General features: G+C 72.6%; 20 protein-coding genes. 12 read left to right on the top strand and 8 right to left on the bottom strand.

What is annotated here, in order from left to right:
- Positions 1–299: 299 nt before the first annotated feature.
- Positions 300–1,253, bottom strand: a complete 954-nt coding sequence (locus CP970_RS24230; protein ID WP_150493885.1) for an EamA family transporter — start codon at positions 1,251–1,253, stop codon at positions 300–302.
- A 217-nt stretch (positions 1,254–1,470) separates the two neighbouring features.
- Here CP970_RS24230 and CP970_RS24225 point away from each other — a divergent pair, with 217 nt between their 5' ends.
- Positions 1,471–2,361, top strand: coding sequence for a LysR family transcriptional regulator (locus tag CP970_RS24225; protein WP_055551626.1), 891 nt, complete (start codon positions 1,471–1,473; stop codon positions 2,359–2,361).
- A 15-nt stretch (positions 2,362–2,376) separates the two neighbouring features.
- Here the strand turns inward: CP970_RS24225 and CP970_RS45065 are convergent, their stop codons facing one another.
- From CP970_RS45065 to CP970_RS24210, 3 genes are all read right to left on the bottom strand, one after another.
- Entirely contained in the window at positions 2,377–3,303 is a 927-nt protein-coding gene (locus CP970_RS45065) for a C40 family peptidase (RefSeq protein WP_055551628.1), read from the bottom strand.
- 47 nt (positions 3,304–3,350) lie between these two features.
- Positions 3,351–4,595 carry an SPFH domain-containing protein gene (locus CP970_RS24215; RefSeq protein ID WP_055551630.1) on the bottom strand — a complete coding sequence of 415 codons (1,245 nt, stop codon included), beginning with the start codon at positions 4,593–4,595 and terminating at the stop codon, positions 3,351–3,353.
- A gap of 126 nt (positions 4,596–4,721) precedes the next feature.
- Positions 4,722–7,508: an FAD-binding and (Fe-S)-binding domain-containing protein gene (locus CP970_RS24210; protein WP_224059291.1), complete on the bottom strand. Its 2,787-nt coding sequence runs from the start codon at positions 7,506–7,508 to the stop codon at positions 4,722–4,724.
- A 374-nt stretch (positions 7,509–7,882) separates the two neighbouring features.
- On the opposite strand from CP970_RS24210, the gene CP970_RS24205 reads away from it, so the two are divergent.
- The 7 genes from CP970_RS24205 to serC all read left to right on the top strand — a co-directional run bounded on the left by CP970_RS24205 (position 7,883) and on the right by serC (position 14,538).
- Positions 7,883–9,400: a sensor histidine kinase gene (locus CP970_RS24205; RefSeq protein WP_150493880.1), complete on the top strand. Its 1,518-nt coding sequence runs from the start codon at positions 7,883–7,885 to the stop codon at positions 9,398–9,400.
- The gene (locus tag CP970_RS24200) at positions 9,397–9,834 is read left to right on the top strand and encodes a roadblock/LC7 domain-containing protein (protein WP_055552361.1); all 438 of its coding nucleotides are present in this window, start codon (positions 9,397–9,399) and stop codon (positions 9,832–9,834) included. Before CP970_RS24205 ends, CP970_RS24200 begins: the two co-directional genes overlap by 4 nt.
- Positions 9,831–10,187: a DUF742 domain-containing protein gene (locus CP970_RS24195; protein ID WP_055552363.1), complete on the top strand. Its 357-nt coding sequence runs from the start codon at positions 9,831–9,833 to the stop codon at positions 10,185–10,187. The genes CP970_RS24200 and CP970_RS24195 overlap by 4 nt, the downstream gene beginning before the upstream one ends.
- Entirely contained in the window at positions 10,168–10,824 is a 657-nt protein-coding gene (locus CP970_RS24190; RefSeq protein ID WP_398655659.1) for a GTP-binding protein, read from the top strand. Before CP970_RS24195 ends, CP970_RS24190 begins: the two co-directional genes overlap by 20 nt.
- Positions 10,821–12,086: a cytochrome P450 gene (locus tag CP970_RS24185; protein ID WP_055552365.1), complete on the top strand. Its 1,266-nt coding sequence runs from the start codon at positions 10,821–10,823 to the stop codon at positions 12,084–12,086. Before CP970_RS24190 ends, CP970_RS24185 begins: the two co-directional genes overlap by 4 nt.
- A complete protein-coding gene (locus tag CP970_RS24180) occupies positions 12,083–13,315 on the top strand; it encodes a cytochrome P450 family protein (RefSeq protein WP_055552367.1) in 1,233 nt (410 codons plus the stop codon). Before CP970_RS24185 ends, CP970_RS24180 begins: the two co-directional genes overlap by 4 nt.
- Positions 13,316–13,419: 104 nt before the next feature.
- Positions 13,420–14,538 (top strand): phosphoserine transaminase, encoded by a 1,119-nt coding sequence (serC, locus tag CP970_RS24175; RefSeq protein WP_055552369.1) that lies wholly within the window; start codon positions 13,420–13,422, stop codon positions 14,536–14,538.
- Between the two features lie 105 nt (positions 14,539–14,643).
- Here serC and CP970_RS24170 read toward each other — a convergent pair whose 3' ends face one another.
- Together CP970_RS24170 and CP970_RS24165 are read right to left on the bottom strand one after the other, a co-directional pair.
- Positions 14,644–15,492 (bottom strand): ABC transporter permease, encoded by an 849-nt coding sequence (locus CP970_RS24170; RefSeq protein ID WP_055552371.1) that lies wholly within the window; start codon positions 15,490–15,492, stop codon positions 14,644–14,646.
- Entirely contained in the window at positions 15,489–16,463 is a 975-nt protein-coding gene (locus tag CP970_RS24165) for an ATP-binding cassette domain-containing protein (protein ID WP_055552373.1), read from the bottom strand. The genes CP970_RS24170 and CP970_RS24165 overlap by 4 nt, the downstream gene beginning before the upstream one ends.
- 123 nt (positions 16,464–16,586) lie before the next feature.
- On the opposite strand from CP970_RS24165, the gene CP970_RS24160 reads away from it, so the two are divergent.
- Complete coding sequence (locus CP970_RS24160; protein ID WP_055552375.1) at positions 16,587–17,351, top strand: TetR/AcrR family transcriptional regulator; 765 nt, start codon at positions 16,587–16,589, stop codon at positions 17,349–17,351.
- Between the two features lie 167 nt (positions 17,352–17,518).
- Here CP970_RS24160 and CP970_RS24155 read toward each other — a convergent pair whose 3' ends face one another.
- The gene (locus tag CP970_RS24155) at positions 17,519–18,508 is read right to left on the bottom strand and encodes a TolB-like translocation protein (RefSeq protein ID WP_055552377.1); all 990 of its coding nucleotides are present in this window, start codon (positions 18,506–18,508) and stop codon (positions 17,519–17,521) included.
- Between the two features lie 86 nt (positions 18,509–18,594).
- Here CP970_RS24155 and CP970_RS24150 point away from each other — a divergent pair, with 86 nt between their 5' ends.
- Positions 18,595–19,338 (top strand): GDSL-type esterase/lipase family protein, encoded by a 744-nt coding sequence (locus tag CP970_RS24150; protein ID WP_079043811.1) that lies wholly within the window; start codon positions 18,595–18,597, stop codon positions 19,336–19,338.
- On the opposite strand, the gene CP970_RS24145 is transcribed toward CP970_RS24150, so the two are convergent.
- Positions 19,319–20,215, bottom strand: a complete 897-nt coding sequence (locus CP970_RS24145) for an MBL fold metallo-hydrolase (protein WP_055552380.1) — start codon at positions 20,213–20,215, stop codon at positions 19,319–19,321. The genes CP970_RS24150 and CP970_RS24145 overlap by 20 nt on opposite strands.
- Positions 20,216–20,304: 89 nt before the next feature.
- Here CP970_RS24145 and CP970_RS24140 point away from each other — a divergent pair, with 89 nt between their 5' ends.
- Both CP970_RS24140 and CP970_RS24135 read left to right on the top strand, forming a co-directional pair.
- Positions 20,305–21,417: an AraC family transcriptional regulator gene (locus CP970_RS24140; protein WP_063806183.1), complete on the top strand. Its 1,113-nt coding sequence runs from the start codon at positions 20,305–20,307 to the stop codon at positions 21,415–21,417.
- The gene (locus CP970_RS24135; RefSeq protein ID WP_055552382.1) at positions 21,414–22,715 is read left to right on the top strand and encodes a hypothetical protein; all 1,302 of its coding nucleotides are present in this window, start codon (positions 21,414–21,416) and stop codon (positions 22,713–22,715) included. Before CP970_RS24140 ends, CP970_RS24135 begins: the two co-directional genes overlap by 4 nt.
- The last annotated feature ends 54 nt before the right edge of the window (positions 22,716–22,769 follow it).

The following is a 22,769-nucleotide window of genomic DNA, read 5'->3' as shown; positions in this document are numbered from 1 at the left end:
TGCACTGTGGCTTGTGCCCCCGTAACCGTCCCTCGGCGCCGGGGGCTGTGCCCACCCGTTCCGCCGTGCGGAACGATTGCCCACAGCAGCGCGACCCGCAGCCGCCGTCCGGCCTGAGGGGACGTGGCGGTATGTCCGCCCGGAGCACTGGGGGCCTCGTTCCGAGGTGCCCGTGGTGTGGCAATGCTCTGGGACGGCGAGGACGGACATACCGCCGCGGCCCCGCCCCACGACGCACGGGGCGGCTCCTACAGGAAGAGCCCGTCGCGGAGATACGGGTGGGCGGGTGGGAAAGGTTCCTACAGGGAGCGCTCCCGCTCAGGGAGGGCCGACGTCGCTTCCGGTAGCACCGTCGCCGCAGCAGCAGGCGCAACCCTCCGGCGCCCCACCTGCGACCGCACCGCCCCCATGCTCGCCGCGATCACCAAAGAGATCGCCAACGCCTCGCTGAGAGCCAGCGCCTGGCCGAGGATGAGGAAGCCCGCGACCGCCGCGATCGCCGGTTCGAGGCTCATCATGATGGCGAACGTGGACGCGGGCAGCCGCCGCAGCGCGAGGAGTTCGAGGGTGTAGGGCAGCACGGACGACATCACGGCGACCGCCGCGCCGAGCGCCAGCACCTCGGGGCGGACCAGCTTCGAGCCGGATTCCACGAGGCCGAGCGGCAGGAAGAGGACCGCCGCCACGACCATGGCGAGCGCGAGCCCGTCGGCCTGCGGAAAGCGCCGTCCCGTACGCGCGCTGAAGACGATGTACGTCGCCCACATCGCCCCCGCGCCGAGCGCGTACGCCACACCGACCGGGTCGAGGCCGCTGAACCCGCCACCGCCGCCGAGCAGGAAGACGCCGCAGAGGGCAAGGCCCGCCCAGATGAAGTTGACCGCCCGGCGGGAGGCGAGGACGGAGAGGGCGAGGGGGCCGAGGACCTCGAGCGTGACCGCGGGGCCCATGGGGATGCGGGCCACGGACTGGTAGAAGAGGCCGTTCATGCCCGCCATGGCGACGCCGAAGGCGACGACCGTGCCCCAGTCCGCGCGCGAGTGCCCGCGCAGCCGGGGTCGGCAGACGATGAGCAGCACGAGCGCGGCGAACGCGAGGCGCAGGGTCACGATGCCGAGCGCCCCCGCCTTCGGCATGACGCTGACGGCGATCGCCCCGCCGAACTGCACGGAGATGCCCCCGGCGAGTACGAGCCCGACGGGCCCTAGCGCGGCACGCCCGCCGGTCGCCGTCTCCTGATCGGTACTCGACACCTTCGCTCCTGAGTCTTGCGCTGAGTCTTCCGTTCGCCGGATTCCTCCAGCGCTACCACCAGTCCATTGTTCTGGACCTTGACGTCCACGCTATTGGACTACGACAGGATTGTGGAGCCCTTTTGCTGCTGTACGCAAGACCTGTCCACATGGCGAAGGTACGGCGCGGAGCGCGGCGCGTGAAATGCCGATTGCGCTCCCGTTATGCTCCGCAGGCATGACAAAGGGAACGTCCGGGCCCGGGGCCATCGAGCTGCGTCATCTGCGGTGCTTCCTCGCCATCGCCGACGAGGGCAACATCACCCGCGCCGCCGCCCGCCTCCGCATCACCCAGCCCGCCGCGTCCCGCACCCTCGCCGCCCTGGAGGACGCCCTGCGAGCGCGGCTAGTGGACCGGTCCACCCACTACCTCACGCTCACCCCCGAGGGCCGCGCCTTCCGCGACAAGGCCGCCGTCGCCGTCGCCGCCTTCGAGGACGCCCTGGACGTGGGGCGTTCGGTGCGCAGGGCGCTGCGCCTCGGGCACGCCTGGTCGGCCGCGGGCGCGTACACCACGCCCCTGCTGCGCCGCTGGCGCGAGGCCCACCCCGACGTACCGCTCGAACTGCTCCGCATCGACGACCGCACCGCGGGGCTCGCCCGGGGCGCGGTCGACGCCGCGCTGCTCCGCGGCCCCGTCGGCACCCCGGGCCTGGTGACGGAGCTCCTGTACACGGAGGCGCGGGTGGCCGCCGTGCCCGCCGACAGTCCGCCGGCCGGTCAGGGGAGTGCGGCACTCGACGAGCTGGCCGGGGCCGTGATCGCGCTCAACACCGTGTCCGGTACGACCACGCTCGACCTGTGGCCCGTCGACGCCCGGCCCACCGGCACGATCACCGTCGCCAACACCGACGACTGGCTGGCCGCGATCGCGGCGTCCCGCGCGGTCGGCGTCACGACCACCGCGACCGCGGCCCTGCACCCGCACCCCGGCGTCGTCTACGTCCCGCTGCCCGACGCCCCGCCGGTCCCGGTGTTCCTGGCCCGCCGCGACGGGCCGCCGAGCCATCCCGCCCTGCGCGACCTGTGCGCCCTCGCGCACGAGGTCACGGGCCGGGACTCCGCCTGACCCGCCGGACAGGCCCTAGCGCACCCGGCCGTACATGTTCGGGTTGTACCAGCTGAAGGACGAGATCCGGACGCTCTTGCCGGGCCGGGGCGCCTCCAGGTACTGGCCGCCGCCCAGGTAGATCGCCACGTGGTGGATGCCCGACGAACTGCCGTTGCCGCTCCAGAACACCAGGTCACCGCGGCGCAGCTCGCCCCGCGAGAGGGACCGGGTCGCGCGGTACTGCGCGTCGGCGACGCGCGGCAGGCTGACGCCCGCCTGCCGGTAGGCGGCCATCACCAGACCCGAACAGTCCCAGCCGTGCGGCCCGTTGCCGCCCCAGACGTAGGGGTCGCCGAGGTGCGACATGGCGTACGAGATGGCCGCCTCCGTGCCGTGCCTGCTCGGCGTTCCGGAGGTGTGGCCGCGCGAGCCGCCCGAACTGCTCGAACCCGTCGGACGCGGTGCGGGCTTCGCCGCGTGGCTTCCGGAACGGCCCGTGCGACTCTCGTACTTGTCCCGGTGACTGGTCCAGTACCAGTGCCCCGCCTTCTGGTACCAGTACACGCGGTCGGTGGCGTCCCAGCCCCCGCGCCCGCGGAACGTGGGCTCGCCGGACGAGGTCCCGCGGGCGGCGGGCCGCGCCTTCCCGGTCCCAGTGGCCGCGTGCGTGCCCGCCTTGCCCGTGCGCGCCACGTACTTGTCGTAGTGCGAGGTCCAGCGCCACCAGCCGGTCGCGTCCTTGTACCAGTACTTGGAGCCGTCCCAGCCCGCGTGGCTCGGCGCGGGTTCGGCGGCCGCCGGGCCCGCCGCGGTGCCCACGAGCACCGCCGCTCCCACGGCGGCGACCAGCGCGCCGCGCACCCCGCAGCGCTGGCCCGCGCGGTCGGCGGACGGCGTCGCGGCGCAGTGTCCGCACCCGCAGTCGGCGGGTATCTCCTCGGTGAATCGGGGTGTCTGCACTTCGGCCTCTCTCGGTCGGTTCGGCGGCGCCCCCTCCTCACCGCCGCTCAGTGGGTGTCCACGGCGCTCCCCCGCGCCGTGTAGAAGGCCACCGTCAAGTCCTTGACCAGCGCCTTCCGTTCGTAGTCGTCGAGTGTGACGAGCCCCCGCTCGGTCAGGCGCCGCACGGTGTCGTCCACCGCGTCGAGCACCGAGGTCAGCACGGTGTCCCGGTGTTTGGCGTCGATCGCGGCGAGCTGCCTGCGCTGCATCGCCGCCGCCATCTCCGGTGCGTACTCCACGCGGGTGGGCCGCGCCGAGAACACCTCGACGCCGACCGCCCTGCACTCCGCGGCGAGCGTGGCGCCGAGCGCGTCGCCGACCGCCTCGGCGTCCCGCAGCGTCGGCACGTCGTCGGCGGGCTCCCGGAACGAGTCGGCGGGCAGCCGCGACACCACCCGCGCCGTCACCGCCTCCACCTGCTCCCGCAGGTACGCGAGGTGGTCGTCCACCGTGAGCAGCGCCCGCGCCGCGTCCTTGACCTGCCACACCACGAGGACGACGACCCGCAGTTCGATGCCCTCCGCGTCGACGGCCGCCATCGGTTCGCTGCGCCAGTGCCGCAGCCGTACGTCCACGCGGCGCCGCAGCATCAGCGGGCTGATCCACACGAGTCCGGTCCGCCGTACGCTCCCCCGGTAGCGGCCGAACAGCGACAGGGTCCACGCGCTGCCGACCCGCCCCCGCGTGAGCCCGCCGAGCGCGAACAGCGCGACCGCTCCACAGCCGCCGACCGCCGCCCACTGCCAGGCGACCAGCCCGTTCCGGGGCCGTTCGGGGAGGGCGAGGAAGTCCGTGATCCGTACGGGGACCAGACCGCCCGCCCAGATCAGCCAGGCCGCTCCGCCGAGGGCCAGGAGCGCCACGAGCAGCGCCCACCAGCCGGAGCACGCGGGACCGCGCCGCTCGGCCAGGTCACGGTCGGGGCGCGGCGGGGAGAGGCGCTTGGCCGCGCCGGACTCCTCCGTCGGCTCGGGGGACTTCTGGGGCTGAGGGGACTTTGGAGGCTGGAGGGACTTCAGAGGCTGGGGGGACTTCGGTGCGTGCGCCGTCTTCGTCGGCTTCGGCAGTTCCGCCGTGTCGCCGCGGAAGAGCAGGTCCATCGGTATGGAGTCGTGGCGGTTGCGTACGACCAGGGCGCGGGGGCCCGTGCCGTCGCGGGGGCCCGTGCCGTCCCCCGGGGCCGCCGGTTCCGCGGGCCCTTCGGGGCCCTTCCGCTGCTCGGGGTCCTTCGGCTCTTCCGGCACGGGCACAACCAGACTTCTCACGGGCGTACGTCAGCTGACGCCTCGACAGATGATCATGAACCATCCTGATCCTGCCGGAACCGGACACCGCCCCCTACCCGCAAAGGTCCCTTCCACCAGGGACTTTGGTCCCTATCTGGGCAGCCCCTCCGCGAGGATCTCCGCCAGGTGCCTGCCGCGCACCCCGGCCAGCTGGCCGAGCTGGGTCCGGCAGGAGAAGCCGTCGGCGAGCACCACCGCGTCGGCGGGGGCGTCGCGCACGGCGGGCAGGAGCTGTTCCTCCGCGCAGGCCACCGACACGTCGTAATGCCCCCGCTCGAAACCGAAGTTTCCCGCGAGCCCGCAGCAGCCGCCGCTCAGCTCGCCCGTCAGGCCCGCCTTCGCGCGCAGGCGGCGCTCGGCCGCGCCCCCCAGGACCGCGTGCTGGTGGCAGTGCGTCTGGCCGACCGCGGGGCGGTCGACGCGCGGCGGCCGCCACTGCGGGGCCAGCTCCTCAAGGGCCTGGGCGAAGGTGCGGACGGACGCGGCGAGGCGGTGGGCGCGCGGGTCGTCGCCGAGGAGTTCGACCAGGTCCGTCCTGAGGGCGGCGGCGCAGCTCGGTTCGAGGACGACGACCGGCGTGCCCGCGTCGAGGACGGGGGCCAGCCGGTCCAGGGTGCGGCGCAGCACCGCGCGGGCGCCGTCCAGCTGGCCCGTGGAGACGTACGTCAGGCCGCAGCAGACGCCCGGCGGCGGCAGCGCGACGGTGAGGCCCGCGTCCGCGAGGACCCGCACCGCGGCCCGGCCCACCGACGGCGAGAGGTGGTCGGTGAACGTGTCGGGCCAGAGCACGATGTCCGGGGCCCCCGCGGTCCGCTTCCCCGTACCCCCGGTCCGCTTCCCCGTACGCCCCGCGGCCTGCTTCCCCGTACGCCGCCACCACTGCCGGAACGTGCGCGGCGCCACCTCGGGCACCTGGCGCTGCGGGGCGATCCCGCCGAGCCGCTTGCCCGCCGCGGCCAACGGGCCGATCCGGGCGAGGGCGTTGACGAGCGGGGCCGTGCGCGTCAGCGCGACGGCGCGCAGCCAGCGCGGCAGCCACCCCATCGAGTAGTGGGCGGCTGGCCTGCGCCTGCCCTCGTAGTGGTGGTGCAGGAACTCCGCCTTGTACGTGGCCATGTCGACGCCCACCGGGCAGTCCGAGCGGCAGCCCTTGCAGGACAGGCAGAGGTCGAGCGCGTCCTTGACCTCCGTCGAGCGCCAGCCGTCGGTCACCACCTCGCCCGCGAGCATCTCGTGCAGCAGCCGCGCGCGCCCGCGCGTGGAGTGCTCCTCCTGGCCCGTCGCGCGGAAGGAGGGGCACATCACGCCGGTCGGTGAGTTCGCCGTCGACGTGCGGCACTTGGCGACGCCCACGCACCGCCTGACCGCCGCCGAGAAGTCGCCGCCGTCGTGCGGGTAGCCGAAGGCCACGTCGACGGGCTCGCGCGGCAGCGGGGCGAAGCGCAGGTTGGCGTCCAGCGGGTCGGGGCGCACCAGCATGCCGGGGTTGAGCAGGCCTGCCGGGTCCCAGACGTCCTTCACGCGCCCGAAGAGGGCGATGAGTTCGGGGGCGTACATCTTCGGCAGGAGTTCCGCGCGGGCCTGTCCGTCGCCGTGTTCGCCGGAGAGCGAGCCGCCGTGCGCGACGACGACGTCGGCGAGCTCTTCGGAGAAGCGGCGGAAGCGCGCGATGCCCTCCTTGCCGAGCAGGTCGAAGTCGATGCGGACGTGGATGCAACCGTCCCCGAAGTGTCCGTAGGGGGTGCCGCGCAGGTGGTGCTCGGTCAGCAGGGTCCTGAAGTCCCGCAAGTACGCCCCGAGTCGGGCGGGCGGCACCGCGCAGTCCTCCCAGCCGGGCCAGGCCTCTCCCCCAAGTCCTCGGCTCCGCTCGGACAGGGAGGTACCCCCCTCGTCCGGCATCCGGGTCGCGGTGCCGCTGGCGTCCTCGCGTACGCGCCACAGGGCCCGCTGCCCCGCCGGGTCGTCGACGACCACGGCGTCGAGCACGTCGGCCGCCCGCACGATCTCCTCGGCACGCGCGCGTGCCTCGGCCGGACTCGCGCCGCCGGTCTCCACGAAGAGCCAGGCGCCGCCCCTGGGCAGCCCCTCGGTGTCGCGCACCAGGTCGGCGGCCATGCCCTCGACGGTCAGCGGGCCGTGCGGCAGAAGGCCCGCGGCCGCCTCCGCCGCCGCGCTCTCGTCGGTGTACCCGAGTACGGCGAGGGCCCGCGCGCGGGGCGCTTCGACGAGGCGTACGACGGCTTCGGTGAGGATGCCGAGGGTGCCCTCCGAGCCGCAGAACGCGCGCGCGTGGTCGACGCCGTGCTCGGGGAGCAGGGCGTCGACGGCGTATCCGGAGATGCGGCGCGGCAGGTCGGGGAAGCCGGTGCGAAGGAGCGCCAAGTCGCCGTCGACCAACGGGCGCAGGTCCTGGGGCGCGCCGTCCCAGCCCCTGCCGAGGTCGAGCCGCTCGCCCCGGCCGCTGAGGACGGACAGCCGGTGGACGTTGTCGGCCGTGGTCCCCCAGGCCACCGAGTGCGATCCGCAGGAGTTGTTGCCGATCATGCCGCCGAGGGTGCAGCGGCTGTGCGTGGAGGGGTCGGGGCCGAAGGTCAGGCCGTGCGGGGCGGCCGCGGCGCGCAGGTCGTCGAGGACGAGTCCCGGCTGGACGACGGCCGTACGGGACCCGGGGTCGAGGGAGAGGAGCCCGTTCATGTGCCGGGTGAAGTCGAGGACGACGCCGAGTCCCGTCGCCTGCCCGGCGATCGAGGTGCCCGCGCCGCGCGCCACGACCGGCACGGACCGCTCCCGGCAGACGGCGAGGGCCGCCGCCACGTCGTCGGCGTCGCGCGGGGCGAGCACCGCGGTGGGCACGCGGCGGTAGTTGGAGGCGTCCATGGTGTGCAGGGCCCGTGCGGTGACGGAGAGGTCCACGTCGCCGCGCACCGCGTCGCGCAGCGCCTTGCCGAGTCCGTCCGGATCGCCGAGTGGACTGCCGAGTGGATTCCGGCCTGGATGGTGCTTCTGAGGGCCGTTCAGATCGCCGTCGAGTTCGCTGCCGCGGTCACCGTCGAGATCGCTCATACACCCAGGATGCCCCCGCGAGGGCCCCCGCCGACCACCCCGCCCCACCCGTTATGTCACGATGCGGAAGGGAACATTCCCACCATGGTCATCAACTCTCCTATAGTGGGAACAACTTGAGCAGAGCTTGAGATACGACCGAGCACGTTCGAGCAAAGTGTGTCGCTTCCGATCTAGGAACCCGATTGATGACCGCGCCAACCCCCCTAGCGCGCCCCGGGACGGAGCGTCCTGAGCTGCGCCCGTCCGCGCTCGTCCTGCTGACCTGCGCCCTGGTCACCTCGGCGCTCACCGGAGCGTCCGTCGCCCTCGCGCCCGACTCCGCACGTACCGCCGTGGCCTGGGGCGCCGGTGCCGCCGCCGTCGCCCTCAGCGCCGCCGTGACCTTCGCCTTCCACGCCATGCGCACCGCGGGCCTGCTCCGGCTCCAGCTGCACTCCACCCGCCAGGACGCGGGCCGCCTCCAGCAGGAACAGGCCAGGCGGGCCACCGAGTTCGGGCAGGAGCACGCGCGGCTCACCGCCGAGCACGAGCGGGAGAAGGGCGTGCTCACCCAGCGCGCCCGCACCGCCGAGTCCGAGCGCGCCGCCGCCCTCGCCGCCTGCGCCAACGCGGCGGGCCGCATGCAGGCGCTCGCCACCGGCATGCTCGCCGACCTCCGCGAGATGGAGACCAGGCACGCCGACGAGGACGTCCTCACCGACCTCCTCCACCTCGACCACCGCACCGCGCAGGCGGGCCGCATCGCCGACTCCGTCGCGGTGCTCACCGGCGCCCGCTCGGGACGCCGCTGGGCCAGGCCCATCGTCATGGAGTCCATCCTGCGCGGCGCCATGGGCCGCATCGGCGGCTACCAGCGCGTGCGCGTCCACTCGGCCAGCGAGGTCGCCGTCGCGGGCCACGCCGCCGAAGGCGTCATGCACGCCCTCGCCGAACTCCTCGACAACGCTGCCAACTTCTCGCCGCCCACCTCCGAAGTGCACGTCTACATCGAAGAGGTCGCGGCCGGCGTCATCGTCTCCGTCGAGGACAGCGGCCTGGTCATGGGCCCGGTGCAGCAGCGCCGCGCCGAGCGGGCCGTATCGGGCACCGCCGCGGGCCTCGGCCGTCTGTCCGGCACCCGGCTCGGCCTGCCCGTCGTCGGCAGGCTGGCCCGCAAGCACGGCCTGACCGTGTCCTTCCGGCCCTCCGCGCGCGGCGGCACCGGCGTGCTCCTGCTCATCCCGCAGGAGCTCATCTCCCGCCCTTCGGACGCCACCCCGGCCCCGGCCACCCTGCCCGCCGCGGCCCCGGCACCCGCCCTCGCCCCGGCACCCGTCGCCACCTCCACGGAGACCTCCGCCACGGTCTCCGTGACTGTGCCTGCCCCCGCGACCAGGACCCCCGAGCCGTACGAAGCCGGGGACGGCGTCGAGACCCCCGTCGACCGCGACCCCGTGCCCACCCACGAGTCCGCGGCCGAGCCCCCCGCCGAGCCCTCCGCGCCCGGCGGGCTCCCCAAGCGCCCCCGCGGCCGCACCCTCGCCGCCGCCGAGAGCGCCCGCGCGCGGGCCGCCGAGGCCGCGCCCCGTACCCGTACCGCCGCCGACGCGAGCACCACCGCCGCCCGCTTCAGCAGCTTCCGCCAGGCCGTCCGCGCCACTGACCCCGACGCACCGGACGCCCCCGCAACTCCCCCGCACCCGGAAGGCGACACTCCCCGATGACGACCGGCACCACCACGACCGACGCCAAGCTCACCTGGCTGCTCGAAGGTCTCCTGGAGCGCACCCCCGGCGCCCGGCACGCCCTCGTGCTCTCCCGGGACGGCCTGAAGCTGTGCCGCACCCCCGAGCTCTCCGTCGACCAGGCCGACCAGCTCGCCGCGATCGCCGCGGGCATCCAGTCCCTCTCGCACGGCGCCTCCGCCGAGTTCGGCGACGGCAGCGGCGGGGTGCGCTCCGCGATGGCCGAGTTCTACGGCGGCATCCTCTTCATCGTCGAGGCGGGCGAGGGCGCGCACCTCGCGGTGATCGCCGCCGAGGACGCCGACGCCGGGCACGTCGGGCACACCATGAGCGAACTGGTCGAGCAGCTCGGCGAGCACCTGCGCGCCGAACCGCGCGCGGCCGATGGACCCAGCACACCGCAGGCCTCATGAGCCGCCCCGGCCGGGACGACTCCCCCGACCGGCTGTACACCCTCACCGGGGGACGCAGCAGGTCGGCGCCCGACGCCCCCTTCGACCTGGTCACCCTCGTCGTCAGCGAGTGCGATCCGGTGCCCGGCATGCAGTCCGAGCACTCCGCGATCCTGCGGATGTGCACGATGCCCACCGCCGTGGTCGAGATCGCCGCCGAGCTGAGCCTGCCGGTGAGCATCACCCGCATCCTGCTCTCCGACCTGCTCGACGCGGGCCGGATCAGCGCCCGTCACCCGCGCTCGGCCGCCGCCCACAGCGTTCCCGACCACGACCTTCTGGAGCAGGTGCTCGTTGGACTCCGCAATCTCTGAGATCTCTGGAATCTCTGAACGCAGCGCTACCCGAAGAGAGCTGACCGCCACCGCCGACAACGGTCTGAAGATCGTCGTCGTCGGCGGCTTCGGCGTCGGCAAGACGACGCTCGTCCGCTCCGTCAGCGAGATACGTCCCCTCACCACCGAGGAGACGATGACGCAGGCCGGACAGGGCATCGACGAACTCGGCGACATCGAAGGCCTGCGCGCCAAGACGTCCACGACCGTCGCCTTCGACTTCGGCCGCATCACGCTCGACGAGCGCAACGTCCTCTACCTCTTCGGCGCCCCGGGCCAGGAGCGGTTCTGGTTCCTGTGGGACCGCCTCTTCTCCGGCACGCTCGGCGCGGTCGTCCTCGTCGACACCCAGCGCCTCGCCGACTCCTGGTACGCCATCGACCGCCTGGAGCACCACGGCACGCCGTTCATCGTGGCCCGCAACGACTTCGGCGGCCCCGCGCACACCGCGGAGCAGCTGCGCGAAGCACTCGACCTCGACCCCGGCGTGCCGCTGATCGACTGCGACGCGCGCTCCCGCGAGTCCGGCAAGGACGTCCTCATCACCCTCGTACAGCACCTCAAGTCCCTGTACGCCCCGCAGGAGACGTACGCCCCCCAGGAGACCACCCCGTGACCTGCCCCGTAACCGGCGCCGCGAACGGCGCGGCCGTCCCGCTCTCCGGACCCCGGTTCGCCACCGAACCCGCCGAGCTCTACCGGGAGATGCGCCGCGACCACGGCTCCGTCGCCCCCGTGCTGCTCGACGGCGGCGTGCCCGCCTGGCTCGTGCTCGGCTACCGCGAACTGCACCAGGTCACCGGCGACCCGATGCTCTTCAGCCGCGACTCCGAGCTGTGGAACCAGTGGCCGAACATCCCCGCCGACTGGCCACTGCTCCCGATGATCGGCCACAAGCAGCCGTCGATCCTCTACACCGTCGGCGAGCGGCACACCCAGCGCGCCGCGATGATCGCGCACGCCCTCGAAGCGGTCGACCCCTTCGAACTCAAGGCGTACGCCGAGCAGTTCGCCGACGAACTGATCGACACCTTCTGCGGCAAGGGCGTCACCGAGATCATCGCCGACTACGCGATGCTGCTCCCCGTCCGCGTCCTCGCCCGCATCTACGGCTTCTCCGACGAGCGGGGCCCCGGCCTCGTCACCGCCATGAACGACATGATCGACGGCCGCGAGCGGGCCCTGGCGGGACAGCAGCACCTCGCCTCCTCGATGTTCGCGCTGCTCGCCGAGAAGCACGCGAACCCCGGCCAGGACGTCGCCTCGTACATGCTGGAGACGCAGCTCGCCGACGACGGCTCGGGCTTCACCGACGAGGAGATCGCCCAGGACCTCATGGTGATGATGGCCGCGGGCCACCAGCCGACCGCCGACTGGATCGGCAACTCGCTGCGCCTGATGCTCACCGACGACCGCTTCGCCGCCTCGCTGTTCGGCGGCAGGCACAGCGTCGCCGAGGCCATGAACGAGGTCCTGTGGGAGGACACCCCCACCCAGAACGTCGCGGGCCGCTGGGCCTCGCGCGACACCCAGCTGGGCGGGCGCCGCATCAACTCCGGCGACCTGCTCCTGCTCGGCCTCGGCGCCGCCAACGCCGACCCGCAGGTCCGCACCGACGGCTCCGCCCTGACGGGCGGCAACAGCGCCCACTTCGCCTTCGGCCACGGCGAGCACCGCTGCCCCTTCCCGGCCCAGGAGGTCGCCGAGGTCATCGCGCGGACCGGCATCGAGGTGCTCCTCGACCGCCTTCCCGACCTCGACCTCGCCGTCCCCGCCACCGACCTCACCCGCCGCCCTTCCCCCTGGCTGCGCGGCCTCACCGACCTGCCGGTGCGCTTCACCCCGACCCCGACCTCAGTGTTTGGAGAATCCAGATGACGCGTATCGCCCTGGACCCGTTCGTCACCGACCTGGACGGCGAGAGTGCCCGGCTGCGCGCGGCGGGCCCCCTCGCCGAGGCGGAGCTGCCGGGCGGCGTCCCGGTGTGGGCGGTCACGCACCACGCCGAGGCCCGCCAACTCCTCACCGACAAACGCCTGGTGAAGGACATCGAGGTCTGGGGCGCCTGGCGGCGCGGCGAGATACCCGCCGACTGGCCGCTGATCGGCCTCGCCAACCCCGGCCGTTCCATGCTGACGGTCGACGGCGAGGAACACCGCAGGATGCGTACGCTGGTGGCGCAGGCGCTCACGCCGCGCCGCGTGGAGCGCATGCGCGAGCGCATCGCGAAGCTGACGGAGACCCTCCTCGACCGGCTCCCCGCGGACCCCGAAGCGGCCGAAGTGGTCGACCTGAAGGCCGAGTTCGCCTATCCCCTGCCCATGTACGTCATCAGCGACCTGATGGGCATCGACGAGTCCGACCACCCGCGCCTGAAGGTCCTCTTCGACAAGTTCTTCTCCACCCAGACGCCCCCGGACGAGGTCGTCGCGACGCTCGGCGAACTCGCCGAGATGATGGGCAAGGTCGTCGCGGCCCGCCGCGCGGAACCCGGCGACGACCTGACCAGCGCGCTGATCCAGGCCTCCGAGGACGGCGACCACCTCACCGACGCGGAGATCCTCTCCACGCTCCAGCTGATGGTCGCGGCGGGCCACGAGACGACGATCTCCCTCATCGTCAACGCGGTCGTGAACCTCTCCGCCCACCCCGACCAGCTCGCGCTCGTCCTCGCGGGCGAGATCGGCTGGGACGCGGTGGTCGAGGAGACCCTGCGCTACGCGACTCCCACCTCGCACGTCCTGATCCGCTTCGCCGCGGAGGACGTACCCGTCGGCGACAAGGTGATCCCCCAGGGCGACGCGCTGATCGTCTCGTACGGCGCGATCGGCCGCGACGAACAGGCGCATGGGCCCACGGCGGACTCCTTCGACATCACGCGCACGTCCCCGAACCGCCACATCTCGTTCGGCCACGGCCCGCACGTCTGCCCCGGCGCGGCACTCTCCCGCCTGGAGGCGGGGGTGGCACTCCCGGCGCTGTACGCCCGCTTCCCGTCCTTGACCCTGGCGGTCCCGCCGTCGGAACTCCGCAACAAGCCGGTGGTGACGCAGAACGACTTGCACGAGCTGCCGGTGCGGCTGAGAAACAGCCCCTCCGGCGATTGAGGAGCGGGGTCCGGGGCGGAGCCCCGAGGCAGGTCCCCGGACTGCAGGATCTCAGCCGACGGACGCAAGAAGGACGGCGTGCCCTGAGCCGCTAGGCTCACCCCGTGGCAGAGATCCAGATTCCCGCTGACCTAAAGCCCGCCGACGGCCGTTTCGGCGCGGGCCCCTCCAAGGTGCGTACGGAGGCGCTGGACGCCCTGGCCGCCACCGGTACCTCCCTGCTCGGCACCTCCCACCGCCAGGCCCCGGTCAAGAACCTGGTCGGCCGGGTGCGCGAGGGCGTGGGGAACCTCTTCTCCCTCCCCGAGGGCTACGAGGTGATCCTCGGCAACGGCGGCTCCACCGCGTTCTGGGACGTGGCGACGCACGGCCTGATCGAGAACAAGTCGCAGCACCTCAGCTTCGGCGAGTTCTCCTCCAAGTTCGCGAAGGCCGCCAAGCTCGCCCCATGGCTGGCCGAGCCCACCGTGATCGCGAGCGACCCGGGCACCCACCCGGACCCGAAGGCGGAGGCGGGCGTCGACGTCTACGCCTTCACGCACAACGAGACCTCGACGGGTGTCGCGGCCCCGATCAAGCGCGTCGCGGGCGCCGACGAGGGCTCCCTCGTCCTGGTGGACGCCACGTCCGGCGCGGGCGGCCTGCCGGTCGACATCGCCGAGACGGACGTCTACTACTTCGCCCCGCAGAAGTCCTTCGCCTCGGACGGCGGGCTGTGGATCGCCGCGTTCTCCCCGGCCGCGATCGAGCGCGCCGAGCGGATCCACGCGTCGGGCCGCCACGTCCCGGAGTTCTTCAGCCTCCCCACGGCGATCGACAACTCCCGCAAGAACCAGACGTACAACACCCCGTCGCTCGCCACGCTCTTCCTGCTCGCCGAGCAGCTGGAGTGGATGAACTCCCAGGGCGGCCTGGAGTTCACGACCGGCCGCACGGCCGCGTCCTCGCAGGCGCTGTACGGCTGGGCGGACGAGTCCAAGTACGCGACGCCGTTCGTCACGGACCCGGCCAAGCGGTCGCAGGTCATCGGGACGATCGACTTCTCGGACGAAATCGACGCGGGCGCTGTCGCGAAGACGTTGCGGGCCAACGGGGTCGTCGACACGGAGCCGTACCGGAAGCTGGGCCGCAACCAGCTGCGGGTGGCCATGTTCCCGGCGATCGACCCCGCGGATGTCGAGGCGCTGACCAAGTGCATCGACTACGTCATCGAGAAGCTTTAACGCTCCGCAGGTTCGTCGGGTGCGGGTGCGCTGTGGCTGGTCGCGCAGTTCCCCGCGCCCCTGACGGGGCCGTCCGTCCCTCTGCGGACGGGCGGCCCCGATGCTTTATCGGCTCAACTGCTTGAACTTCCTCACCGCCAGCGGCAAGAAGACCAGCGAGATCACCACCGGCCACACCGCCGCCATCAGCACCGCGTGCTGCTCGACCCAACTCGCCCCGCCCGCGCCGGGGTTGCCGAACAGTTCACGGGTCGCCGTACCCGTCGACGAGACGGGGTTCCACGCGGCGACGGGGGCCAGCCAGTCCGGCATCAGGGACGGGGCCACGAAGACGCTGGAGATCATGGTGAGCGGGAAGGCGACCGCGTAGAGGCCGCCCGCCGCCTCCGGGGTCGGTACGACCAGGCCGAGGAAGACGCCCACCCAGATCAGGCTGAACCGCAGGAACAGCAGCAGCCCGAAGGCCAGCAGGGTGTCGAAGAGCCCCGCGCTGGAGCGCCAGCCGATGGCCAGGGCGGTCAGCGCGATGATGAGCAGCTCCGCGCAGGCCACGATGAGATCGGCGAGGCCGCGCCCCGACGCCACCGCGGAGGGCGCCATCGGCATCGAGCGGAAGCGGTCGATGACGCCCTTGGACGCGTCGGTGGCCACGCCCATCGCGGTGTTCATGAACCCGAAGGCCATGGTCATCACGAACATGCCGGGCATCAGGAACTGCTTGTAGTCACCGTCGTCGCCACCGCCGGGCACCTTCATCGCCTCGCCGAAGACGAAGCCGTAGAGCAGCACGCTGATGAGGGGGAAGCCGAGCTGCCAGGCGATGGTGACCGGCCTGCGCCGGAAGTGCGTCAGGTAGCGGCGGGTGACGTTCCAGCAGTCGGCGAGGGCCCAGAAGAGCCGCCCGCGCGAGGCGTCGACATCAACGGGGGCGTCGACGGTCAGTGCGGCGCTCATGCCGCCACCTCCAGCTTCTCGTCATCGGCCGTCCGGCCCGTAAGGCGTAGGAACACGTCGTCCAGGCTCGGCCTGCGCAGGCCGATGTCCTCGACCGCGACGCCCTCGTCGCGCAGGGTGCGCGCCACCTCGGTCAGGGCGCCGACCCGGTCGGTCACCGCGGCCTGCACGCGGCGCTCCGCGTCGACGGTCAGCGGTTCGCCGTCGCAGACCCGGGCGACGGCCTTGACCGCGGCCGGCAGATCGGCGCTCTCGCGCACCACGACGTCGAGGTGGCTGCCGCCCACCGTGCTCTTCAGGCCGTCCGGGGTGTCGTCGGCGATGGCCCGGCCCCGGTCGATGACGGTGATGCGGGAGGCGAGCCTGTCGGCCTCCTCCAGGTACTGGGTGGTGAGCAGCACGGTCGTGCCGCGCGCCACCAAGTCCCTTACGGCCTCCCAGACTTCGAGGCGGCCGCGCGGGTCGAGTCCGGTGGTCGGCTCGTCGAGGAAGAGCACGGCGGGCGCGAGGATCATCGAGGCGGCGAGGTCGAGCCTGCGCCGCATGCCGCCGCTGTACTGGCCCGCGCCGTTCTCCGCCGCGTCCTGGAGGTGGAACTGTTCGAGGAGTTCCCGCGCGCGGCGGGCCGCGCCCCTGGCGCCGAGGTGGAAGAGGCGCCCGAACATCTCCAGGTTCTGCCGTCCGGTGAGGATCTCGTCGACCGCCGCGTACTGCCCGGTGAGCCCGATGCGGCCGCGTACGAGGCCGGGCTCGCGCGCCACGTCGGCGCCCGCCACCTCGGCGCGGCCGCCGTCGAGCCTGACGAGCGTGGAGAGGATCCGTACGGCGGTGGTCTTGCCCGCGCCGTTGGGTCCCAGCAGTCCGTGCACCGTGCCCTGCTCGACCCGCAGGTCGAAGCCGTCGAGCGCGTACTTCTCCCCGTAGCGCTTTTCGAGCCCTTCGGCCCGTACCGCGAAGCCGTTCCCGTTCATCGCTGCCCCTTCCTCCGCACTTCCGCGCCCTCTGGGTACGCCGTACCCAGAAGAGAGTACGCCGTACCCAATTCCTTGGGTACGCCGTACCCAATTTCTGGACCTGCGACTAGGCTGAGCGCCATGACGAGCACGAACACCGGCGACGACCAGCGCACCGGCAGCGACATCACCCGCAGCCTCGCGCTGCTCTGGGGCGAGGGCGAGCGCCCGACGCGCGGGCCCAAGCCGGGGCTCACGCTGGACCGGATCGTCACCGAGGCGGTGCGCCTCGCGGACGCCGAGGGGCTCGCGGCCCTCTCCATGCGCCGCCTGTCCACCGAGCTCGGCACCGGCACGATGTCGCTGTACCGCTACGTCCCCGGCAAGAGCGACCTGGTCGACCTGATGCTGGACCGCGTCAACACGGCCCCCGAGGAGACGGCGCCCTGGAGCGGCGGCTGGCGCGAGGCCGTCGAGGCGTACGCGCGCGAGACCCTCGCCCTCTACCACCGCCACCCCTGGCTGCTGCACGTCAACCAGGCCCGCCCGGTCCTCGGCCCCGGCGCGGTCGGCAGCCTCGAACGCACCCTGACGCGGATCAGGCCGATGGGCCTGCGCGACCCCGAGCTGATCAGCGTGATCGTGATGACCGAGGGGTACGTCACCGGGGTCGCCCGCACGCAGGTGCACGAGGCCGAGGCGGCGCGGAAGACCGGCCTCTCGGACCGGGCGTTCTGGGAGGCGCAGGCCCCCGCACTCGGCCGGATCATGCGCGGCGGCCGCTACCCCACGCTCGCGGACCTCTCCGAGGACGCCTTCGGGAGCGACTTCGACCACTTCGAGTTCGGCCTGCGACGCCTCCTGGACGGCCTGGACGTCCTGGTCGCCCGGCGCGAACAGGGCTAAGCGCCCCGCGGGACGTACGGTCCACGCCTGCGGGCGCGTCGTGGCTGGTCGCGCCCACGCGGCGGAGCCGCACATGTCACAGCACCGCGCCCCTTACGGGCGCACCTGAGCCGCACCGGACTTCCCCAAAGCCGCTCAGGCCGTACGGACCGGCGGCCGGGAAACGGCTACTTGCCGCCCCCGCGCCGCGTCAGCCGCTTCAGGCCGAACACCGCGAGCAGCGCCGCGCCGAGCACGATCGCGCCCGTCTTCACCTTGCCGTCGAGCCCCTCGCCCCCGCCGTCGCCCGAACTCCCGTCGGCCGATGGCGACTTGCCGTTCCCGCCGCCGCCCGGCGCCTCGACCGGCTTGACCTCGCTCTGCTCGCCCTCGGTGCCGTACATCAGCGTCGTGCCGTCCAGGGTGTACGTGACGGACTCGCCCTGCCGCTGCAGCGGCACGCTCAGCCGCCCCTTGCGCTCGGGCTTCTCCCCGTCGCCCTTCCAGGCGTACCAGACACCCCCGAAGTAGCCGCGCAGAGCGAGCTGTTTGCCGTCGGGCGAGAAGGCCCCGTCGGTCACCCAGAGGTCGATGTCACAGACGCGCTTGAAGACGTTCGTCCCCGAGGCGGTCATGCGCTCCGGGCTCTCGTAGAGGCCGCCGCCCTCCTCGTTCTTGCTGACGATGTAGACGCGTCCGGTCTTGGGGTGCACCATCAGCGCCTCGGCGTCCCTCGGCCCGTCCTCGTACTTCACGACGTACTGCGTGGCGCGCACGCTCTGGTCGGTCAGCTTCTTCGGCTCGGGCAGCTTGTAGACCCAGACGTTCTTCCAGGTGCCGTTGAGGTTGTCGCCGATGTCGCCGACGTAGATGTTGCCGTCGCTGCCGACCGAGATGGCCTCCACGTCGCGCGGGGCGCCGACCCCGGTCATGGTGATGGTCGCGACGGTCTTTCCCGTGCGGCTGTCGACCGCGTAGAGGAAGGCGCCCTTGTCCTGGTCGTTGTGGGTCCAGTAGACGCCCGGGTGGGCGCGGGATGCCGCGAGGCCGCTGGACTCGACGATCCGGGGATCCTTGATGGTGAAGCCGTCGTGGTCGTCGGCGGCGGCGGGCACCGCCACGGCGAAGAGGAGCACGGCACCGGCGAGGAGAGACGGGACAGCCCGAAGCGAACGCATGCGCCCAAGCGTGCCATCCCCCGTGACCGGAGAGCGTGCGCAGCCTCACATCGCAGGTGACGTGCCTGATCCGCCATGATGAGCGGATGCTCAGGTTCATGTTCGTCGGCGACTCGATGACGATCGGAAGCGCCGGTGAACACACCTGGCGATACCGGATGTGGCACCACCTGCGGGACACCCTCGGCGACGAGGGCTTCGCCGTGGTGGGCCCGCGCACGGCCCTGCACGACAAGGCGACGGGCGAGCCCCTCTCCCACGACTACGCGGACGCCGCCGCCGACTTCCCCCGCCACCACCTCGCGGGCTGGGGCGAGGGCTGGCAGCACCTGGCCCCGCAGATCGCGGGCGCGCTGACCCGCGACCCCGCCGACGTGCTCCTCGTCTCGCTCGGCCTGATCGACCTCGGCTTCTACACGAACGCGGAGCAGACCGCGCACAACGTCCACGCCTTCGTCGAGCGCGCCCGCGCGGCGAACCCGCGGATCCGGCTGGTCCTGCTCCCCGTGATCCCCAACATCCGCGCCGAGTCGGACGCGCCCTTCGCCGCCGAGGTCGCCCGCTTCAACGAGCTCCTCGCCAAGGCGGTGGCGAACCTGGACACCGGGACCTCGCCGCTGCTCCTCGCCTCGCGCCCGCCGTCGTACGACATCCATCTCGACACGTACGACGGCACGCACCCCAACGCGAGCGGCGAGCACAAGCTGGCCGGGGCCTTCGCGGACGCGATGGCGCAGGCGTGGGGGATCGGCGGCCCCTACGCCGGGGTGGCCGCCCGACCCGAGGCGGTCACCCGACCCGAAGCGGCGGTCACGCGCCCCACCGGCTGATGCTGAACTTGCCGCCCGCGCGCGCCACTTGAGCCACTCCTGCCCCGCGGAAGTGCGCGGGCACCAGGAGTTCCCCCTCGTCGGCGGCCCGCCCGAGCACCCGTACGCGGCTCTCGGCGGACTCCTTCGGGTTCTCGCAGAAGCAGCTGCTGCAGCCGGGCTCGAAGAGCTGCGCGGGAGTGTGCAGGAGGTCGCCGACGAAGACGGCCCTGTCGCCGCCGGACGCCAGCCTCAGCACGGCCGAACCGGGGGTGTGACCGGGCGCGGCCTCCAGGGTGAGGCGCGCGTCGATGCGGTGCGCGCCCTCCCACAGCACGGCCTGCCCGGCCCGTACGACGGGCTCGACGCTGTCGGCGAAGGCCGCCCGGAGCTCCGGGGGGACCTCGCCCCCGCGCCCCGGACCGAAATGGGCGTGGTCGGCGGCCGGAATGAGGTAGCTGGCGTTGGGGAAGGTGGGGACCCAATCGCCGTCCTGCGCGCGGGTGTTCCAGCCGACGTGATCGGCGTGCAGATGGGTGTTGACGACGACGTCGACGTCCTCGGGGCGCACCCCCGTCGCGGCGAGCCGGTCCAGATAGGGGGTGTCGAGGTGCTCGAAGGGCGGCACACCCGGCCGCACCCTGCCGTTGCCGACGCCCGTGTCGACCAGGACGGTGAGCCCCTCGCTGCGCAGCACCCAGCTCTGTATGGCCGCGAGCGCGTTGCCGGTCACCGGGTCCCAGTGGTCGGGCGCGAGCCGGTCCGCGTTCTCGCGCCACACGGAGTCCGGCATGTCCGGGACGATCGCGTCGGTCTCGAAGGGCAGTGCGTCCAGCTCCACGACCCGACGGACCTCGATATCGCCCAACACGATCCGCTCTTCGGTGAATTCACTCATGGACCCACCGTAGGAAGCGTCGGCGAGCACCTCAATGCCCGCTCACCTCAATTGAATACGCGAGCGTCTCACCACACTAGAATCCGGCCATGGACGTCGTCAGCGATGTGATCTCGGCGGTGCGGGCCGGGCGGCCGGTCTCCCACCGCGTCAGGGTGTCGGGCTCCTGGTGCAGCAGGATCCCCTCGTACGACGGGGTGGGCTTCCGCGTGGTCCTGGAAGGGAGCTGCTGGGTGCTGCCGGACGACGGGAGCGCCCCCTTCACGCTGGCGGCGGGCGACGTGCTGCTGCTGCCGCGCGGGGCGGGACACATCGTCGCGGACTCCCCTGTGGACGGGCCCACGGTCGAGCGGGCGACCCCTTTCGACGAGTGGCTGGAGACGCACGGCCTGCCGCTGACGCGCGACGCGCCACTGACGCACGACGCACGGCAGCCCCACGGACCCGGTCCGGCCGGACCCGGTGCGTCCGGATCCGCGGGGCCCGGTCCGTCCGAACCCGCGGGCCCCGCCCTGGAAATGCTCTGCGGCAAGTACCAGTCGAGCGGCGCCCACGCGCACCCGCTCCTCGCCGAGATCCCCGACATCGTCCACCTGCCCCGCAGGGCGGGACGCCACCCGGAGCTCGCGGCCGCGATCGACCTGCTCGGCAGGGAGGCGGGCGCGTCCCGCCCCGGCGCCGACGTGGTCGTGCCCGGCCTCCTCGACCTGCTCCTGGTGTACATGGTGCGCGCCTGGCTCGCGGACTCCGCGGCCGACTCCCAGTGCCCGGCCCGCTGGCCCGCCGCGCTCAACGACCCGGTGGTCGCCAAGGCCCTGCGCCTGCTGCACGACTCCCCCGAAACCCCTTGGTCCAACGAGGAGTTGGCGTCCCGCACGGGCGTCTCCCGGGCCACTCTCGCCCGCCGCTTCACGTCCCTGGTGGGCCGCGCCCCCATGGCGTACCTCACCTGGTGGCGCATGTCGCGAGCGGCGACGCTCCTGCGCTCCACGCCCGCTTCCCTGGACACGGTGGCCCGCCAGGTCGGCTACAGCTCCCCGTACGCCCTGTCGCACGCGTTCACGCGCACGTTCGGCACGACACCGGGGCGCTACCGGACGCGATTGGCGCGAAAGGAAGTCATGCCCTCTGCGACGACGGCACTACCGTCCGGAGTCCGCTCGGTCTCGACGGCAGACTCGACGGCAGAGGAGAACAAGTGAGTCCCATCGACAACGCAGGCGCCACGGAGATCCACACCCTCGGACACGCCAACCGCTTCGCGACCTGGGACAGCGAGTTCCGCTACGACGGCCGGTTATCGGCCCCCAAGGGCGTGAAGATCAAGGGAATCACGTACGACTGGGATGGCGAGGGGACCGTCGACCACGGCACCAGCAAGAAGGAGCGCGGCGAGGGCGGCATCGACCAGGAGTTCGAGGTCATCGACACGGTCACGGTCGGGGACCGGGACCTGATCACCTTCACCCTCCGCGGCGACCTGGCCGTCGACAGGACCGTCCGCGGCGAGAACGCCCAGACGTACCTGATCAAGGTCGAGGTCACGCTGGACAACGGCAGCGTGTACACGGTCGCGCCGCGGGTCGAGGCTCTCAACCCGAACTGGGACAAGAGCTACCCCGAAGGCACAGGGCGCCCGTTCGTCCGGCTGCCCTACGACAACAACTGGGACCGCTACCCGGACCAGAAGGGCTACAGCCAGGCCGGCTTCGGCTACGTCACGGACAGCGGCCTCGTGCACGACCGGACGCTCTTCATCAACCTGGTCAACCCGCGCCTGCCCGACGAGGCCGACGGTTACGTCTACTACCAGCTGGTCCACGAGGACGGCGAGCCCTCGCACCTCACCCCGCTGCCGAAGAAGCAGTACCTGCGGGCGCGCAACGACAGCGCCGCGACGGACTGGGTGGACCTGCCCGCCTTCCACCTGGGCGAACTCGGCGACAAGGCCGGCTACTACCGCTTCCTGGTGTGGCCGCAGGCGGCCGAGGGCCAGGAAACCCTCAGCCACCAGTACGGCTGGGATCCGAGCAAGCCCGAGGACGCCTTCCAGGTCGGCAGCGTCTACTTCCGGTGCCGGGGCTATCTGCCGGAGTGGGCCCGGGTCTCGCTCACCGTCACCGACCGGCGCAGCCCGCAGACGGTGGCGCAGGGCGAGGAGAGCTTCTGGCCGAGCGTGACGGTGCAGAACACCGGTGTGGAGCGCATCGGCACACAGACCGTCACCGTCCGCGCGCCGCAGGGGATGTGGTTCACCGAGTCCAAGCTGTACTGGGGGCGGAACGGGCTGCCGCAGAACTGGTGGGCCGTGGGTGAACTGTCGGCGGACAGGACCACACTGACGGGCCGGCTCCCACTGGACCTGAACCCCGGCGAGTTCGCGACTCTCTGGGCACCACTGCGAGTCGGCACGGAGGCGCCGACCGGCCTGACGCACGTGACGTTCGAGGTGGGAGCGGCTCGCGGGGCGGCCGTACCGGAGGTCACGCCGCGGAAGTAGACCACCCGGAACCCGGGCCCCCGGCAAGGGCGGCATCTCAGCCGCACACTTTGG

Source organism: Streptomyces kanamyceticus (assembly GCF_008704495.1).
Taxonomy (GTDB): domain Bacteria; phylum Actinomycetota; class Actinomycetes; order Streptomycetales; family Streptomycetaceae; genus Streptomyces; species Streptomyces kanamyceticus.
This window is presented reverse-complemented; position numbering and strand designations above follow the sequence as displayed.